This is a genomic window from Legionella sheltonii, from assembly GCF_026191355.1.
In the GTDB taxonomy this organism is placed as follows: Bacteria; Pseudomonadota; Gammaproteobacteria; order Legionellales; family Legionellaceae; genus Legionella; species Legionella sheltonii.
Genome location: NZ_JAPHOQ010000014.1, coordinates 85,478 through 104,309, shown reverse-complemented (window position 1 = coordinate 104,309; position 18,832 = coordinate 85,478). Strand labels below are relative to the sequence as shown.

Genomic DNA, 18,832 nt, shown 5'->3' with positions numbered 1-18,832 from the left:
CCGTTTCTTCTTTATCTATATCAAATCTCGGATTGGTGAGGATCAAACGCATCCCTGACTGCATCAGCAAATAAGTTGATTGCTAATACCAACAAAAACATAAAAACAAAAGCAGCCAACATAGGCCACCAAATTACTGGATTACGTGCCAACTCCAGTCGTGCGCTGTTGATCATATTTCCCCAACTAATTGTCATGGGTGAAACGCCTACTCCCACATAAGAAAGCAATGCCTCAGCCATAACCAAAAAACTAAAATCCAAAACAAGGGTAATCACCACTATATGCATCACATTAGGCAATAAATGCTTTCGAATAATAGTGAACCAATTGGAACCCAAAGCACGTGCCGCCTGAACATAATCTACCTCCCGTAATTTGAGAGTCTCCGCACGTAATAGTCGGCATAAACTGGTCCAACTGGTTACTCCCAGAATAAAACAAAGTGCTAATAAACGCGCATCCGCACTTTGAGCCAAAGTGGTAAACTGCTCTGGATGGTTGGTGATATAAACTTGCAAGGATAAAACTGAAGCAGTGATCAATAAAACTCCAGGAATAGAACTTAAAGTAGTATAAGCATACTGAATCAGATCATCTGCCAACCCACCGAAATATCCCGCAACAACCCCTAAAAATAAAGCCAAAGGCAACATAAATAAAGTAGTTAACAGACCAATGACTAAACCAGTTCGTATGCTTTTAATAGTAAAATAAAAAATATCTTGTCCAATTTGGCCTGTACCCAATACATGGAATGTTCTTGAAAGTTCATAAGCAAGCACAATAAAAAATGTAAGTAGACTCAAAGTCACTAAGGTACTCAGGTTTGTAGGACTTAAAGCAAAACAAGATTTTAATCGTCTGAAATACCGGATAGATATGGAAAAAATTCCTATAAAAAAAGCGGCGAATAGACACCATGTTAAAGCTTTCCAAATCGAACGCTTAATGACCTCGCCCTTTTCTGCCTCAGTTTTTACTCGTTTACCCGGATAAACAAGCACTGGATATATTTGTTTGACTACGCCATTCACTAAGGTCGTTTCACTGATAAACTGCCTTAAAGCCAAAGGAGCCGAATAAGTTTTTTCAGAGATTTCATCTATAGGAGCCAAGATTCTATCCAACACCGTAGTTGATGTTTCTGTCTCTTTTTTTACTGCCGTCAAATGAATGGAGTCCAGTACGCCGATGGTAATAAAAAACAACAGGATGATGCCCGCGCTTACCGCAATTGGACGACGTAAAATTAAGGTAAAAGAGCGCCTGATATGTTGTTTACGCAGGCTCCATAAAATAACCAGCACACTTAAGGCTAATAAAGTGAGAAAACATTTATCAGTCCATAGAAATTCAAAAGTCATTTTTTCTTCTCATCTTATCACTCACACAAAATTAGCCTGGGTGCAGCGGGATTGCCATTAATTAAGGATGTCCCTTCTCCCCAAAGAAAGTGCCCTTTAGCACGGATGAGGGTTAATTATAATTACCCTCGCCCCTGCCCCTCTCCCAGTAATTGACTTAATGGCAATACCGCTTCGCTTCACCAGGTTTCTTTTAGGACAATTTCACCCTAGGATCGACCAACATGTAAGATAAATCCGTGAGTACTAAACCGACAATGTAAAGAATTGAACCCAAAAATACCATTGCCCTCACAATTGCAAAATCTTGTTGCTGAATGGCATCAATTGTATAACTTCCTAAGCCTGGCACACCAAAAAAAGACTCCAGGATTAAACTGCCCATAAATAGAGAAGGAATAATAACCACAATTCCAGTTAATATAGGAAGCATTGCATTTTTTAATACATGTTTAAACATGACCTTTTGTTCCGACAATCCTTTGGCCCTGGCCGTTTTAACATAATCTTTATGCATTTCTTCCAAAAATAAAGTCCGATACCAACGTGCACCAGCTCCCAATCCGCTAAGCACAGCCACTGTAATGGGCAATATAACGAATTTCACCGCTTCCAAACCGCCGTCATAACCTGATATGGGGACTAGACGTAATAATTTACCGAAAATATATTGTCCCCCAATAATATAAAACAAACTGGAGATTGACATTAAAATAATACAAATCACCACACCGGATAAGTCAAGATAACTTGCACGAAAAAATGCCATTGCCATAGCCACAATGATGTTGCTCATTACTTCCAAAAGTAAAACAGGTAATGCAATAGAAAGACTAGGCCACATCCTATAGGTAATATCCTCGCTAATATCTCGTCCTGAATCAGAAATACCAAAATTAAAAGTAAAAAGTTTCATCGACTTTTGGAAAAATAAAGTTGATTTTATTTTCTGTATTCCATTTTTTTCTTCATTATAAAATAAAGGTAAATTATAGCCATGCGCCATTTTCCAATCATCAATCACTTGTTGTTCAACGTGTTTTTGTCCCAGATGCATACGCGCAATGTCATCGGGTGTATTCACCATAAAAAACAAAATAAAGGTAAGAACATTGATTCCAAAAAGAATAGGAATTGAATAAATAATTCGTCGTAGCAAGTACTTCATCATGATATATAAGCCCTTTCTGCCGGTTTTTTTTCTTTCTTGTGATAAGCAATGATTAACGGAAGAATCAGCATGAGAATAAGCAAAAACAACAACCCTAAGGGCCAAAAAATTGGTTGGTTCCAGGCTTGCCTCAATTGATTTCGTTCAGGTACATTAATTGCTGTATATTTTAGTGTCGCAAAAGACATTGTGTTCGGTTTAACCCGTGAAACCCAAGACTGTGATAAAAGAAATTCTTCTGGATGTATTCCCCATATCCAGGGCGCATCATACCGAACAATATTAACCATGGTATCAATAATCTGTTGCCTTTGGGGATCATTTTCTCTATTTTTCATCAAATTAAAAAGACGATCAAATTCAGGATTTTGATAATTAGCAGTATTTTCACCACCAAACTTTACTTTGCCATTACCGCCATATAATTGAAATAAAAAATTTTCTGGATCTGGGTAATCTGCTACCCACCCCCAACTGAATATTTGCGTATCTCCCGTACGCATTTTTTCTTGAAAACGGTTATATAAAGTTGCCCGTACATTTAAATCTATTCCTATTTGAGCATATTGTTTGCGCATCCAATCAAATAAGGCTTTGTCTTCGGGACCTCCGGTTGTCGTCACATCATAATGCAAAATCAAATGATTCCCTGTGGCTGGATCAACTCCATCAGGATATCCTGCTTCAGACATAAGCTTTTTGGCATCACTGATTGGCCGTCGCACTGCTTCACCATCATTCCATTGATACACATAAGGATTGATTCCCTCTTTCCCTTCTCTATAACCAAAAATGCCAGGTGGGATTGGCCCTTGGGCGGCCACACCGCGTCCATTATAAAAAATGGCTATATTCTCATCATAATTTACCGCGATTGAAATGGCCTGTCTCAACTTGCGCGCACGTTCACTCGAGCCTCCGACAACACTATCAAGCATATTAAAACCCATATAATAGGTGCTCGGTTGAAAGGTTTGCGTCAGGTAGATTTGTTTTTTTTGCATTTCTGGCGTGAGTTCTGCTTTACCGTATTGATTGATATGAATGGCTTGATCAAAACTGTCGTTACCAATCGCAGAGCTATCATAATAGCCTTGCAAAAATTTGTTCCAACGAGGAATGGACTCTTTTTCCAAGGTATAAATTGCTTTTTCAATTAACGGTAACCGTTTTCCTGCATTATCCAAATACCCTAATTTCCTGTCTTCATCCGAACCGGTACTTGGATAATAATCCTCGCGAAAATTGGGATTTTTTTGCAGCACCATTCTGCGATTCGGATTATTTTTAACCAACATAAACGGCCCCGTTCCAACGGGATACCAACCCAAGGTAATATTTTTATCCGTCATTCCGGGTTGCGCGTAAAAAAGATCAACTTCCCATGGAACAGGCGCAAAAAAACTCATAGCCAACCAAAATAAAAATTGGGTATATTCCCCTTTCAAAGTAATCTCAAAGGAATAATCATCCAGTTTTTTAAGCCCCTTCAAAGGATATTCCCGTAAATCAATATATTGATTACCCCCAGGAAGCGTTTTGCCGTATTCTTTAAAACCTACAATATAGTCGCTCATTAACCCATAAATTGAGGAGCTGACAGCGGGATTTGCCAAACGTTTGATTTGATAAATGTAATCGTCAACAATCAATTCCCGGGTACCTGAATGTTTAAAATCTGATAATTGATTTATGCCTTCATCCTCTAAATAATCAGGTGATAAATGATGATAAAGGTATGCACCTTTCTTATCTTTCGCGAATGCCGGATGGGGCTGATAATAAATTCCTTTTTTAATGGTGAGGGTATAAACAGTATACGCCGGAGGTTCGAGGCCCTTTTCAGGAACTGTATTTCCTTGAGCATCAAGATATCTGAGCTGAGGCACTTGCGCAGCAATCAATGGAGTTAACTGATATGGCCGTTGAAAGTAATCATATCCCAACAAAGGTTCATAAATTTGAGCAATAAACAGATACTCGTTTAATGAATAAGAAAGTGCTGGGTCCAGAGTTTTAGGTTGTTCCGAAAATGATGAATAATAAATATTTTGATTTGCTTGACCTTGAGGATAGGGATTATTTAATACCCAAGGCCAAGCATGAGCGAAGCTAATACTCTTAAAAAAAAGAATAATCAGAACGATTCGTTGTGTTCGATTCAAAAAAATATCCTTATTCAAAACCACCCTCTAGAGAAGCAAAACCATTCCCTCATCCGGACTAACGGGCACTTTCTCCCCCCATGGGGGAGAAAGTTAACTTTTCATAAACTCCGCGTCTCAATAGCCCTTCTCCCACCTGAGGGAGAGGGGCAAGATTGAGGGTTATTGTCACTCAATTCCTGTCTTAATCAAAACCCAAGATAAATTTCTAGCGGCCTATCAGTTCAAGAAACTGTGCCTCATCCAAAACTCGCACACCTAAATCATTTGCTTTATCCAATTTAGATCCTGCTTCACTTCCAGCAACCACATAATCTGTTTTTGCTGAGACACTGCCACTAACTTTAGCCCCTACAGCCAGCAATTTTGCTTTGGCTTCTTCGCGGCCCATTGTATTTAAAGTCCCAGTTAAAACGACTGTTTTTGCAAATAAAGGGTGTTCCTTGTTCACTTTCTTTTTTTCAACTTTTGGCCAATGTATTCCCAAAGCAATTAATCGTTCAATGACTTTGCGATTATGCTCTTGTGCAAAAAAATGATCGACATTAAAAGCACCTACAGGTCCCATGTCCGGCAAGCTCATCAGCTCCTCTTCGCTTGCTTTGTAAATGGCCTCGATATCACCGAAATGCTCTGCCAACGTTCGGGCGCTGGACTCACCAATTTCGGGAATTCCAAGCGCATAAAGAAAACGACTAAATGTAGTATTTTTGCTTTGTTCCAAAGCATGCAATAAATTTTTTGCTGATTTTTCTCCCATACGGGGAAGATTTGCCAAAGTAGAAACATCCAGTGTATAAAGATCAGGTAAATGACGAACAAATCCTTCATCAACCAACTGTTCGATAAGCACAGATCCCAATCCCTCGATATACATCGCCTTACGTGAGGCAAAATGCCACATCATTCTTTTTAGTTGTGCTTTGCAAAATAAACCACCTACACAACGAGCTACCGCCTCCCCTTCCTCACGCACTACATCAGAACCACAAACTGGGCATTTTTTAGGCAAATGAATTTCTTTAGTATTCGTGGGTCGTTGATCCAAAACAACCGAAACTACTTCCGGAATCACATCACCCGCACGTCGAATAATCACTTTATCGCCTATACGGATGTCTTTTCTGGCAATTTCATCCATATTATGCAACGTTGCATTACTTACAGTAACTCCTGCAACATTAACTGGTGCCAAGCGTGCCACCGGGGTTAAAGCCCCTGTTCTTCCTACCTGAAAATCAACTGCTAAAAGTTCTGTCATCTCTTCTGTAGCAGGAAATTTATGTGCGCAGGCAAAACGTGGTGCTCTTGAAATAAAACCAAGTTGCTGTTGTAAAGGAATGCTATCGACTTTATATACAACACCATCGATCTCGAAAGGAAGTTGATCCCGTTTGGCTAACATATCCTGGTAATAATCCAAACAGCCTTTCATGCCCTCTTCTCGCTTAATATCAGAAGACACTCTAAAACCAAATTGTTTAAGAAGTTGCAATTGCCCCCAATGACTATCTGGCAAAGAATACCCTTCACAAGCACCTACACCATAGCAATAAATGGCCAATGGCCTACTTGCAGTCACTGCAGGATTCAATTGTCGTAAGCTTCCTGCTGCAGCATTACGTGGATTGGCAAAAGTTTTTTCGCCCAAATTCTTTGCTTTTTTATTGTACTCTTCAAATCCCTCTTTTGGCATATATACTTCACCACGAATTTCGATAAAACGTGGTGGTTTGGTTACTCTTAAAACTAAGGGAATCGCAGGTATTGTTTTAATATTGGCAGTAATGTTTTCACCGGTGGTTCCGTCACCACGAGTTGCTGCAGAAATCAACAACCCATTCTCATAAGTCAGATTAACCGCAAGTCCATCCAGCTTAGGTTCACAAGTAAATACCAATTGTTGCACCGGTTCATCCAGTTTGTCGGTAACTCGTTTAATAAATGCTTTTAATTCGTCTTCAGTAAAGACGTTCGATAAGGATAACATCGGTTGTCTATGGGTTACTGGCATAAATGCATCTGCAGGAGTACCACTAACACGTTGGGTTGGTGAATCTGCCGTCAATAATTCAGGATACTTCGTTTCTAAATCCTGTAATGCGCGAAAACATCGATCGTATTCAGCATCAGGAACTATAGGTTCATCCAGAACATAATAATGATAATCATACTGCCTTATTTTTTCTTTTAGCCCAGCAATGGTTCCTTTTATTTCATCAATACTCATTCATTTCATCCGTATATTCTCAAACCAAAGGACTCATTGCATTTTAAAGATGCCTAGTAGCCCAGATGCAGCAGCGCCCCAGCCATGCCGAGGATCACGAAGGATGCTGCGGTGCCAAGTTATAAAGATCCCTCGCGATGCTCGATAACGAGATTTTTCGTGGCAACGCCTTCATCTAAGCTACGATAACATATTCATCCCCTTTTACAGGGAAGCAATTATCCTAAAACATTAGTTTATCATTAAAAAATATGCTATAGATACATGTCGATTCAACATGAACCGGGGCGTGATAAAAATGGATTTTAAACGTATCTTGATAACTGTGTTTTTGTTTTTATTGTCTTCATGGATTTATGCTCTCCCTCAGTCTAATAAAACCATCAATTTGGGCATTGCATTTGTGCATGGGACAAATGACCATCGAGAAGATGCGCATGGAGATTACTGGAAAACTGATTTCATCGAAAGTATCGCTCAAGCACTTCCTAATCCTAAAAACTACTATGTTGTCCACTGTGATTACAGTAAATACATGTGGGATGAAGATGCTGCAGGATGTACTGCGAATCAATTATTAGATTTTATAGATCATGAAAAAATTGATGCTTTAATTCTCTACACTCATTCCAATGGTGGAAATGTAATGCGTTGGATCCTATCGAATCCAACTTATGACAGTCGGTACCTGCGATTAAAAAACAAAATCAAAAAAATTGTCGCTCTAGCGCCTTCAAGTGGAGGAACCCCGCTGGCTGACATACTCCTCAATGGAGGTATTTTTGAGGCCAGTCTGAGCTGGTTATTAGGTTATACGGGAGATGCGGTCAAGCAACAACGTGTTGGTGACATGAGTATCTATAATGAAGAGCTTTTGTTGGGCACTAAAAATCGACCTTCCCTACCCGTATCGTTTAATGCAGTTGTAGGGACTGACGTATCTGCCTCACCTTTTTCTTCAGCCAGTTATTGTAACGGTTATTTGCTCAACAGCGGTTTAAAGATTTCCAAAGTTTATTTAGATTCCTGTGCGGATGGTTTTTTAAATTGCAGTTCACAATCCGCTGCAGGTACTGTTTGGTTTTACGATAAGGAAGCAACACAAGATGAGACTCCACTGAGTCATAATCAAAGTCGTCATTCATGTTTTGGCTTAGATACACTACTAATTTCTGACTTAGATTTAAAAGGAGTCGCGAAATGAGAACCACACTTACCTTATTGTCTTTATTTTGTTGCTCACAAATCAGCGCATTTACCCTACCACAAAATCCAATCAAATCTTATGATTGTGATATTTGCAGTAGTTTATCTCATGAACCACTACAGGCTCGTTGGAATGTCTCCGCAAACTCTCTAAGTAAAGCTGAAAAGAATATTCAAAAAAGTTACAGTTACACGCAAAAAATAACGGCTACTCAATTACAACATGGCATTACCCTACCTATTCATGCACCAGAAGCAGTGCTGCGTATTGTCCCTTTACAAAAAAACAAATCCGTTCCTGCATTAGAAATAAAAAGTGCCAACAGTAAATTCATGAGCTTAAAAGATGCTTCGTCTTTGTACAGCCAGGATGATGCAGTCGACGAATCACTTAAAATAGGTTCACATCAGACCATGTTACAACTCAAACCCGAATTAGGCACTGGTAATTTGATAATCAAAAGTAAGCACCTAGATCCTTCAAGTGATGCAGATCACTATTTAATTCATGTTTTTGAAAAATACTCCTTAATTTATTTGCATATCGAACCTTCCGCTTTGCAATATCAATATGGAGATCAATTTAATGCACTCATTACCCTAAAAGATAATATTACGTCCTATCCAGTGGATGATATCAACGCCTCATTGATAGGTCCTGATAACCAGCGCATTCCTCTAGAAATTAAAGAGGTAAAGCGTAATCAATTTAAGACCAGTACCCTTTTGTCCTCTGATGAGAACTCACATGGAGGAAATTGGTACATAGAAGTTGAGGTATCGAGCGAACTTGATGACAATACCCCTACTTATCGCAGTGGACGTGCCGCTTTTTCCTATTCAGTCCCTTCTGCCAGCCTCGTGAACATCAAAAAAGTATCTTCGAAACCATTGACCTTGGCAGCCACAGTAGATGTAGCTACCGCAAGTCGGTATGCCTTACAAGGTATTTTATATAAGAAAAACTCTAAAGGTGAGGATATTCCTGTCGAAACAGCCCAAAGTGCACAATGGCTTGTTCCAGGAAAGCAAACAATTAAATTTAGTTTTGACAATTTGGCTCATTTAGCAGAGGATCAGCTCTCAGTAGGTTACTTGCGTCTTATTGATTACGGGCAATTAAAAACGGTTTATCAATATGATCCGCCGATTAAACTCAGTCAACTTTTGGACTAATGAATGCAATTTTTATCTTCAATCACTTTAATTGAGGGCATGGCCTGTGTTTTAGCCCTCCAATTTCTATTTTTAATTTGGCTTTTGATACAACAAAACCAGCAAAAAAAACGAAATGAGCAGTTACACGAAAAGGCTCTTGAAGCATTTACTACCCAATTGCACCAACTCCATTTGAATGTAAATGAAAAAATAGCTCAAGGACAATTAATAACGCAACAAATCATCCATGATACCATCCCCAAACAAATGACTGACGTTCGCGAACAAATCAACCATAGTTTTAAACAACATGCCAGTGCTCTCACATCTCATTTACAGTTGCTAACTGAAGAGATTCGCAATCATCTGCATGGGTTAACGCAACAAGTGAATCATAAATTAACTGAAGGTTTTGAAAAAACCTCTGCAACATTTATCGATGTGGTAAAACGCTTAACCATCATTGATGAGGCTCAAAAGAAAATCACTGAATTATCGAATCATGTAGTTAGCCTGCAAGATGTGTTGGTTGATAAAAAAGCACGTGGCGCCTTTGGTGAGGTACAGCTCGAAACCTTAATTAGTAATATGATTCCCCCAAATCATTTTGCAATGCAATATACACTGGACAATCAAAAACGCGCTGATTGCATATTATTCTTGCCTGAGCCTACGGGCAATGTAGTGATTGATGCCAAGTTTCCTCTAGAAACCTACCAGCGGCTTATCAATGTGGATGCCGCTTCAAGTGAAAAAAAATCACTGCAACAACAATTTCGTCAAGACATTCAAAAACATATTAAAGACATTGCTGAAAAATACATCGTTCCTGGCGAAACAACTGATGGCGCCATGATGTTTATTCCTGCGGAATCCATCTTTGCAGAAATTCATGCCAATTATCCAGATTTGATTTCGCTGTCCCAAAGATTAAAAGTATGGCTTGTTTCCCCTAGTACATTAATGGCGGTGCTGACTACTGCTAAGGCAGTGCTTAAAGACGATGCCACACGCAAACAAGTTCATATCATTCAAAAACACTTACAGGCTCTGGCCGATGATTTTCAACGTTTTGAAAAAAGAATGGACAACCTTTCCAGACACATTGACCAGGCCCATAAAGACGTCAGTGAGGTAAATACTTCCGCTAAAAAAATTACTTCACGCTTCCAAAAAATTGAATCGGTAGATATAGAGTTAGATGAGTTAGGACTTATTGAAACTGATGAGACCTAATGAATGATTTATCCTGGACAATTTGTAGCCTGGGTGAAGCACAGCGGGACCTCCGTCATAGGATAGCGTGACATCTTTCGTTGCTGTACAGTGTTATGCTCAGAGCTCCCGCGCTACCCTCAGATGGCGACACGTTCAAAGAGAAAAATTGAATGACAACCCCATTTAATCAAACTACCTACATCAATCAAACGTTCACACAATTAAGCATTGAAAAAGAACGAATTGAACGCCTTGACTTTGAAAATTGCCAATTTAAACAATGCAAATTTGTCGACATTATTTTCAGCCATACAAAATTCACTGAATGTGATTTTGAATCCTGCGATCTTTCTTTAGCAAAATTCCCAGGCTGCAAATTCTCTGAAGTCGCCTTTAAAAATTCAAAACTTATCGGAATAAACTGGACTGAATTATGTTGGCCTTTGGTCAAGCTGACAAGTCCCCTCTATTTTTATAACAGCAACTTAAGCCACTCCAGTTTTTATGGATTGGAGCTCTCAAATTTAATTATTGAAGAATGTAAAGCCCATGACATTGATTTTAGAGAGGCAAATTTAAGTTATGCGAGTTTTGTGAACACCGACTTGCTGAATAGCCTGTTTCTTCATACCAATCTAAGCGCTGCAGATTTCACGAACGCCATCAATTACACAATTGACCCGAGTGAAAATAAAATCAAAAAAGCCCGTTTTTCTTTTCCTGACGTCGTCGCTTTGTTACATCATTTTGATATAAAAATTAATGACTGGACCAAGAATGACTGATGTGTCACTGAGTAGTACCGCAACAAACAATTCATTAAAATAATTCTGGTCAAAAGAAAACCCAATAGATTCTCTAATAAACTCCTGAACCAGAATAATATAAAGATCGTTTTAAGTTCTCTAAAAGTGCCCCCAAATTATTTTTCAAGAGTATTAAAAACCAGGTCTTCTGCTAAAAAGTCTTCAAAAGCAGATATCCAAGACACTTTTGAAAAAGGTGAACTACTCGATGTTCGCATCAAATATAAATGGAAATAGTCTTGATCAAAAAACCAATATATTTTGCTCTCCTGCTCCCCCAGCCAAAAAAAATAACTTATAATTATCAACTTATAATTATCATAAGAAGTTTATAAAGCACCCTGTATGCCCAAGAATTATTTTTCAAGCAAAGACAGAACAGTAACAACACGACTGGATGAGGCATGGTCTGATTATCGAAACAGTTCGTTAAGCAAGGAAGATCGACTTAACGCTCTTCATTTTATGATTTATATTTTTGATATTAAAAAACTTTCCAATAAAAAGAATGCACTTAATGAGCTTTTAGATAATCTAATGCGGGAGAGGGAAAAGAGAAAAAAAGAAAATCCCTACTACATCCCCGTCCTGTCTAGAGGAAAATATAAATTAGAACCTAATAGAGTACTAAAACCCACGTCTGAGCCCCAAAAGTCTTCAGAAGCAGATATTCAAAATGCTTTTAACACGGGTGAACTACTCGATGTTAATGAGAGAGACAAAAGGTTTGATAAATTACGTACCACTTTTTTGACCCCACAACAACGAGCGGAATTCAATATTGAAATCAATAATGGCCTATTTCATAAAGAGGGTAAAATTTTTGATTCCTCTCAATCAATAGCCCACCAAAAGCCCGGGTTTATTGCATTCACTTTAAATACGAATTATGAGCTTTCTGTCTTTGAGCATAAATCTGGGCTATTGGATGAGCAAGGTAGAATATTACTGCACTCTTCGATGAACGCAGGAGCTCCTGTATTAGCTGCGGGTGAAGTGGAGATAAAAAATGGCAAATTAATCAGCATTAATACCTACAGTGGACATTACCGACCCTCTTTATATTCTGTGGCACGATTTTTAGAATATTTAAGCAATCGCGATGTAGATATTACGGAAACAAAAGTATATCTAGAAAATGAACCCAATAAAGGATCTGGCCTCAAATACCAAAAAGGTCAATATGGTTATGAAATATCCGCAACCGATATTGTACATAGTGTGAAAAAGATTATGACCAGTAACCTAGAATATATTGATGAATATCTTCAAAGCAACCGAACAAAATTATTTAATTTTTTTGGCATTAAATTGACTAAAACTAAATCTGCGATTGCACAAGAATTTCATGACGAACTTGTGTACACGCTGGATACATTTAAGGATTCCATTTCATTGTCAGATATAAAAATATCTATTGAGTGCCTCGATTCAATAATAACGAGATATTCAGAAAAACTTGAGCAATTAAATGGAAATCCCGGACGCTTGGATAATAAATTTTCTGTTCTGAAAATATTAGTTCAAGAGCAGCGAGAAAAGTATAAGTGTTTGGATGATAAAGAGGAAGAAGAACGCATTGAACGTTTTAAATCTCAATATTAAGAATTAGTAAAAATTGGATAACTGGTTATTTACTAAAAAGTCACATTAAAGACTAAATCCTCATCCCGCTTTCTTGCACTGTATCTACAGATAAAATTCCATTATCTCCGGAGTGTACTTTGCCAGTTTTAATGGGGTTGAAAGCCGCATTCGTAAACAGGTAACATCTTTCGTTCGTGTTTGATTTAAGACCGTTAAAGCATGTGCATCATGTTTGGCACTTATGCCTGCATTAGACAAACCGATATGATGCTGTAAGCCAGTTCCAACAGTCATAATTCTACTATGTGTTGAACGTAACATGGCAAAATCACGACCAATAGGTGCCTCCCCCTCTGTGGGCCACCAGGATTCAGTAACGCGTTTTCTCCAATTATAAAATTCCAAGTCTCGCGGCAATTCCTCTTCATGAAACTTTGGACAAGGGTAAAATGCGCGATCCGTTCGGCAATACTCTTGGGCTACATGAGCCGGAATCCGCAGTTGCTCCTTACCAACTCTATTTATCCAATGCTCTGCACGTTGTTGCCAATTCCAGAGCCGAAATCCTGCACTGAATTGATGAATCGCATTGATGAGCGGTTGAAAATCAAAATGTTGTTCCCCTTTTATTTCAATATCGCCCACGGTGTAATTAATGCCTCTTTGCATCACTTCATCATACTGTTCTAATAATCGCAGACGTAGTGCTTCAGCAATTTTATATCCTCCTTTGATATAAGCTGCATTTTGCAGACAATCTAACATCAGATTCAACATGTGTATATCCATAGCCCATAGCGCATATTGAAATGCTGAAATATGAAAGAATTCACGCCCAGAATTATCTTTTACGTACGCAGGTCTCGCGAGATAATGAATATGAGAAAATGGACTCAGTTCGCAGAGCTTTTTAACCCTCTCTTCACATCCCTGAACTGTATGCAGTAATAATTTTTCTGTGATACGAATTGGATTAGTTAGTGAATAAAAGAGTTTGGATACTGAAGCGATTGAAGAAACCATGGGTTCGGTTTGTTTTCTTCGGGCAAAGAATAAAATTGTATTCGTTAGTTCAGGAATACCCCAAAGAATGTGCTGTTCATTTTGAGGGGTTTTATCAATTGGAGCAGTTAAAGGAACTTTTTTTATCTTCCTTTTCTTTTTTATGGGAGGATGGTCAAAAACCATTTCAGTGCTCCTTTACAATTAAAAGTCGTCAATACATACTTCATACATAGTAACTGACCTCCTAACGACGTCAACTTCAGGATCTTCTTTTTATCCACAATTTTAAGATGAACCAAGTCAATACATCAGGTATAATAGCAAGTTTTTAAATCCGACTGTCTAAGCTATGCCCATAAATACCTTACTTTATAAATCGACACAGGCTAAACAAGTATGGGGTCAGCTCCATGGAAGCAGCTTAGCACTAGCACTTGCTGAATATTGTCAACAAACTTCCGGAATTAAGTTATTGATTGCCCAAGATAATCTCAGTGCAAATCAATTGCAAGCGGAGTTGAATTTCTTTCTCAATCCAAACAGTCCTCAAGAACTGTTATTTTTTCCGGATTGGGAAACGCTCCCTTATGACCAATTTTCACCCCACCAGGACATTATTTCGGAGCGGTTGTATACCTTAAGCCGTATTCAACAAGTGACTGATGCAATTGTCATCACTTCAGCAAGCACATTAATGCACAGATTATGTCCACCCGAATTTTTAAATCAATATGCTTTAATGCTAAAAGAAGGACAAAAACTGGACTTAACCGCTTTTCGTAATCAATTACAACAAGCCGGTTATCATTGTGTGAATAAAGTACTTGAGCACGGAGAGTTTGCGCTACGGGGATCCATTATTGATGTTTATCCCATGGGTTCCGGCTTACCCTTTCGTATTGAACTTTTTGACGATGAAATAGAAAGTCTACGAGAATTCGACACAGAAACACAGCGTACAATAGAAAAAATAAAAGAAATCAATGTGTTACCTGCACGCGAGTTTCCTTTAAATGAACAAAGCCAGCTCCTGTTTCGACGGGCATTTAGAGAACTATTTCCAGGTAATCCAAGTCAATGCCCTATTTATGAAGCGATCACTGAGGGACAATTCCCTTCAGGAATTGAATATTACCTCCCCTTATTCTTTGAAAAGACGGTTACTTTTTTCGACTATCTACCAGAAAATGCCAAGATTTGTTTGATTGAAACAATTCAAAATAATGCAGAACAATTTTGGCAAGAGTTGAATGAACGCTATGAGCAAAGACGATATGACGTCAGTAGACCTATTTTATCGCCCCCTGCTTGCTTTATTAATCCAACTGAATTACTAACTAAAGCCAATACCTACGAACAATTGCGTCTGTTCCAAAATCCTTCGGATAAAAAAGGGGCTGTGGTTAATTTTGATATTATTCCGGGCCCACAATTACCCATAGATAGGAAAACACAAGAACCATTAAACCAGCTTCGTACCTATTGTGCAGACACGACACGTCGTTATTTGATTGTAGTCGAGAGTGCGGGACGGCGTGAAGTGTTACTGGATTTGCTTAAACCAAGCAACATTAATCCTAAAGTACAATCTTCTTGGCACGATTTCATTAACGATAATGCTCCGATCAACATCACTACCGGCGACCTCATTTATGGATGTGAATTAAAGCAAAGTCATATCGTTATTATTGTTGAATCCCAATTGTTTGGGGAGCAAAGTACACCTCAAAGGCGCAGTGCACAAAAAGCTGTTGATCCTGACTTAATTATCCGTGATATGGCTGAACTACGTGTTGGTGCGCCTGTTGTTCATCTTCAATTTGGTGTAGGACGTTATCAAGGATTACAGCATATAGAATCCAATGGGATTGCGAGTGAATTTTTAGTCCTTACCTATGCAGGCGAAGACAAGATTTATGTTCCGGTGACCTCACTTCACTTGATTAGCCGATATACTGGGGTTGATAGTGAACATGCTCCCTTGCATAGACTGGGTTCGGATCAATGGCAAAAGGAACGAAAAAAAGCCGCTGAAAAAATTCATGATGTGGCCATCGAGTTACTTGATCTCTACGCCAAAAGAGAAGCCCAACCTGGACACCAATATCAAATCGATCATAATGAATACGTTAAATTTGCCAGTGCATTTCCGTTTACAGAAACACCGGATCAATTACAGGCAATCGAGCAAATCATAAAAGATATGGAATCCCCGAGACCTATGGATCGTTTAATTTGTGGCGATGTAGGTTTTGGTAAAACTGAAGTAGCCATGCGCGCCGCTTTTGTTGCAGTGCAAAACAATAAACAAGTCTGTATTCTTGTCCCAACTACTTTGCTGGCCGGACAACACTTTGAATCCTTCCGAGATCGATTTGCGGACTTCCCCATTAATATTGAGTTACTTTCACGGTTTCGCTCAGCTAAAGAAACTGAGGCAGTGCTTGCCTCATTAAAATCGGGAACGGTTGACATAGTCATAGGGACTCATAAATTATTCCAAAGCAAGATTGCTTTTAAAAATCTTGGATTGCTTATTATTGATGAAGAACATCGTTTTGGGGTCAAACAAAAAGAGCACATCAAATCACTACGTACCTATGTAGATATTCTATCCATGACTGCGACCCCTATTCCTAGAACATTAAATATGGCAATGGCAGGAATAAGGGACATTTCTCTAATGACCACACCTCCAGCCAAACGTCTGGCAATTAAAACTTTTTGGCAAGAAAAAAAGGACACTATCGTCCGTGAGGCGATCCTAAGGGAAATTCTTAGAGGGGGTCAGGTTTTTTTCCTTCATAATAATGTAGAAACTATTGAGCGAGTATGCCAGGATTTACAAACTCTGGTTCCCGAAGCAAAAATACGCTCAGCTCATGGACAAATACGTGAACGTGAGTTAGAACGAGTCATGTCGGATTTCTATCATCATCGTTTTAATGTATTGGTCTGTACCACCATCATTGAAACCGGTATCGACATTCCTACTGCCAATACAATTATTATTGATCGCGCAGATAAATTTGGTTTAGCTCAATTGCATCAATTACGTGGACGTGTAGGTCGTTCGCACCATCAAGCCTATGCATACCTACTTACTCCGAATGAAAAATTATTGACCTCTGATGCCGTCAAACGTCTAGAAGCCATTGTATCCTTGGAAGATTTGGGTGCAGGCTTCACTTTAGCAACCCATGATCTCGAAATTCGTGGGGCAGGTGAACTTTTAGGTGAAGAGCAAAGTGGCAACATGCAAGCAATTGGATTTAATTTATTTATGGAAATGCTCGATAGAGCAGTTCATGATTTAAAAGCTGGAAAAACACCTGAGTTATCCGCTCCAATGCATCAAGGACCCGAGATCGATTTACGAATCAGTGCGATTATTCCTGATGATTACATTCCAGATATCCACAATCGACTGATTATGTATAAACGAATTGCCAATGCAAAGACCAAAGAACAGTTGCATGACTTACACGTTGAATTGATTGACCGATTCGGTTTATTGCCTCAGCAAGTCAAGCATTTACTATTAATTACGGACTTAAAATTAAAAGCCGAAAAAATGGGAATTCAAAAAATAAGTGCCGGCTCACAACAGGGAAAACTGGAGTTTTCTGAAAATCCCTCCATTGATCCTGGCGTTTTGATTCATTTGATTCAAGTTCATGCGAAAAGGTATCAAATGGATGGTCCTCAACGCTTACGATTTAATTTAGACAGTACTGACTCGGAAGCACGAATTTTTGAGATTAGTTCTCTACTTAATAAATTATCAGGTCAGGACGCCAAATAGCTTAAGCCTTGTCTGCAGGATGCAACCATAACACAAAAGAACAATTCAAGAGCCTAGATAAAGTCCTTTTATATGACTCTATCTAGGATTAGCAAGTATGCTAATTTCACTCAATCCATAGGATTTATGCGAAATCAAAATGATAGGCAACCGAAGCAACGAATTCATTTAAGAAAACATGCTTTGTTTCAAAAGAAGTGATTAAGCCAGCAGTACCTTTAATAACATCATGGTATGTATTATCAGTGCTTAAGGTCCCTGCATCAACAAAGCGGTAACCAAGACCGATGCTGAATTTATTATTAAAAAAGTACTCAGCACCGACACCAGCATCCCAGGCAAAGCTAGTCACTGAATCACCAGAGATACGAATATCATATGTTGTTGGGTTACCAAAGAACGTATGCTGCACATTTCTTAATGTACCTATTTGATTATAAGCCAAACCAATTCCACCTTTAACATAAGGTACAAAGCCACCCCAATTTACGCTAGGCTTTAAGATAAGATCAAAGAGAAACGTTTGGACGTTGATGTCATCCGCGTTAAATTGATCTTCCAGGTATAAATTCGGATCAGTGGGCACAACTCCGTAGCTGGCATGAAGAAAATAATCATAGCCACTTCGGTAATCCCAAGTAAACTGAACAGCTAGGTTTGGGTTGTATTGATAGCCAATGAATGCGCCTCCAAAACCCCCAATCCCGAAATCGGTATTCCAATCGGAGTTACTGGTTGCGGCGATACGAAGAGGTTCTCCACCCCAATTAGGGGCAAAATGCGTGCTTAAAGAAATAGAGGCTCCACCTTCAGCACCTATATAAAATCTTGGCGGGGAAGAAACAACACCCCCCATAGCACCAGCAACAGCTAATCCATTAAATCCAACACAAAGGGCTGCTATAGCAATAGCCTTTAATTCCATATTATCCCAGTCTCCTACTATTTTTGTTACGCTCAATTTTTAATTAAAAAAAGCCATGAAAAGGTAGTCTAAATGACACGAGACGACCCCTTCATGATACTTACTTTATATATTCGCGACATGGAATATATTGTCATCGGATGCTACTACTATGAACACTAAATAGCAAACTGCTCTCAATAAAATGAT

The 18,832-nt window shown here is 38.8% G+C and carries 12 protein-coding genes; 6 read left to right on the top strand and 6 right to left on the bottom strand.

What is annotated here, in order from left to right; translation table 11 throughout:
• Positions 1-20: 20 nt before the first annotated feature.
• From OQJ26_RS15675 to ligA, 4 genes are all read right to left on the bottom strand, one after another.
• A complete protein-coding gene (locus tag OQJ26_RS15675) occupies positions 21-1,367 on the bottom strand; it encodes an ABC transporter permease (protein ID WP_265704665.1) in 1,347 nt (448 codons plus the stop codon).
• 193 nt (positions 1,368-1,560) lie between these two features.
• Complete coding sequence (locus OQJ26_RS15670) at positions 1,561-2,538, bottom strand: ABC transporter permease (protein ID WP_265704664.1); 978 nt, start codon at positions 2,536-2,538, stop codon at positions 1,561-1,563.
• Positions 2,535-4,685 carry an ABC transporter substrate-binding protein gene (locus OQJ26_RS15665; protein ID WP_265704693.1) on the bottom strand — a complete coding sequence of 717 codons (2,151 nt, stop codon included), beginning with the start codon at positions 4,683-4,685 and terminating at the stop codon, positions 2,535-2,537. Before OQJ26_RS15665 ends, OQJ26_RS15670 begins: the two co-directional genes overlap by 4 nt.
• Positions 4,686-4,911: 226 nt before the next feature.
• Positions 4,912-6,933: an NAD-dependent DNA ligase LigA gene (gene ligA, locus OQJ26_RS15660; protein ID WP_265704663.1), complete on the bottom strand. Its 2,022-nt coding sequence runs from the start codon at positions 6,931-6,933 to the stop codon at positions 4,912-4,914.
• A gap of 298 nt (positions 6,934-7,231) precedes the next feature.
• Between ligA and OQJ26_RS15655 the strand changes: the two genes are divergently transcribed.
• The 5 genes from OQJ26_RS15655 to OQJ26_RS15635 all read left to right on the top strand — a co-directional run bounded on the left by OQJ26_RS15655 (position 7,232) and on the right by OQJ26_RS15635 (position 12,926).
• A complete protein-coding gene (locus OQJ26_RS15655; protein ID WP_265704662.1) occupies positions 7,232-8,137 on the top strand; it encodes a hypothetical protein in 906 nt (301 codons plus the stop codon).
• Positions 8,134-9,315 carry a DUF4785 domain-containing protein gene (locus tag OQJ26_RS15650; protein WP_265704661.1) on the top strand — a complete coding sequence of 394 codons (1,182 nt, stop codon included), beginning with the start codon at positions 8,134-8,136 and terminating at the stop codon, positions 9,313-9,315. Before OQJ26_RS15655 ends, OQJ26_RS15650 begins: the two co-directional genes overlap by 4 nt.
• Before the next feature lie 3 nt (positions 9,316-9,318).
• A complete protein-coding gene (locus OQJ26_RS15645; RefSeq protein WP_265704660.1) occupies positions 9,319-10,533 on the top strand; it encodes a DNA recombination protein RmuC in 1,215 nt (404 codons plus the stop codon).
• Positions 10,534-10,685: 152 nt separating this feature from the next.
• On the top strand, positions 10,686-11,300 hold the full coding sequence (locus OQJ26_RS15640) for a pentapeptide repeat-containing protein (RefSeq protein ID WP_265704659.1): 615 nt from the start codon (positions 10,686-10,688) through the stop codon (positions 11,298-11,300).
• Between the two features lie 366 nt (positions 11,301-11,666).
• Positions 11,667-12,926, top strand: a complete 1,260-nt coding sequence (locus OQJ26_RS15635; RefSeq protein WP_265704658.1) for a hypothetical protein — start codon at positions 11,667-11,669, stop codon at positions 12,924-12,926.
• Between the two features lie 84 nt (positions 12,927-13,010).
• On the opposite strand, the gene OQJ26_RS15630 is transcribed toward OQJ26_RS15635, so the two are convergent.
• Positions 13,011-14,096 (bottom strand): hypothetical protein, encoded by a 1,086-nt coding sequence (locus OQJ26_RS15630; protein WP_265704657.1) that lies wholly within the window; start codon positions 14,094-14,096, stop codon positions 13,011-13,013.
• Positions 14,097-14,262: 166 nt separating this feature from the next.
• Between OQJ26_RS15630 and mfd the strand changes: the two genes are divergently transcribed.
• Positions 14,263-17,718, top strand: coding sequence for a transcription-repair coupling factor (mfd, locus tag OQJ26_RS15625; protein WP_265704656.1), 3,456 nt, complete (start codon positions 14,263-14,265; stop codon positions 17,716-17,718).
• A 124-nt stretch (positions 17,719-17,842) separates the two neighbouring features.
• Here the strand turns inward: mfd and OQJ26_RS15620 are convergent, their stop codons facing one another.
• Positions 17,843-18,643, bottom strand: coding sequence for an outer membrane protein (locus OQJ26_RS15620; RefSeq protein ID WP_265704655.1), 801 nt, complete (start codon positions 18,641-18,643; stop codon positions 17,843-17,845).
• Positions 18,644-18,832 lie beyond the last annotated feature (189 nt).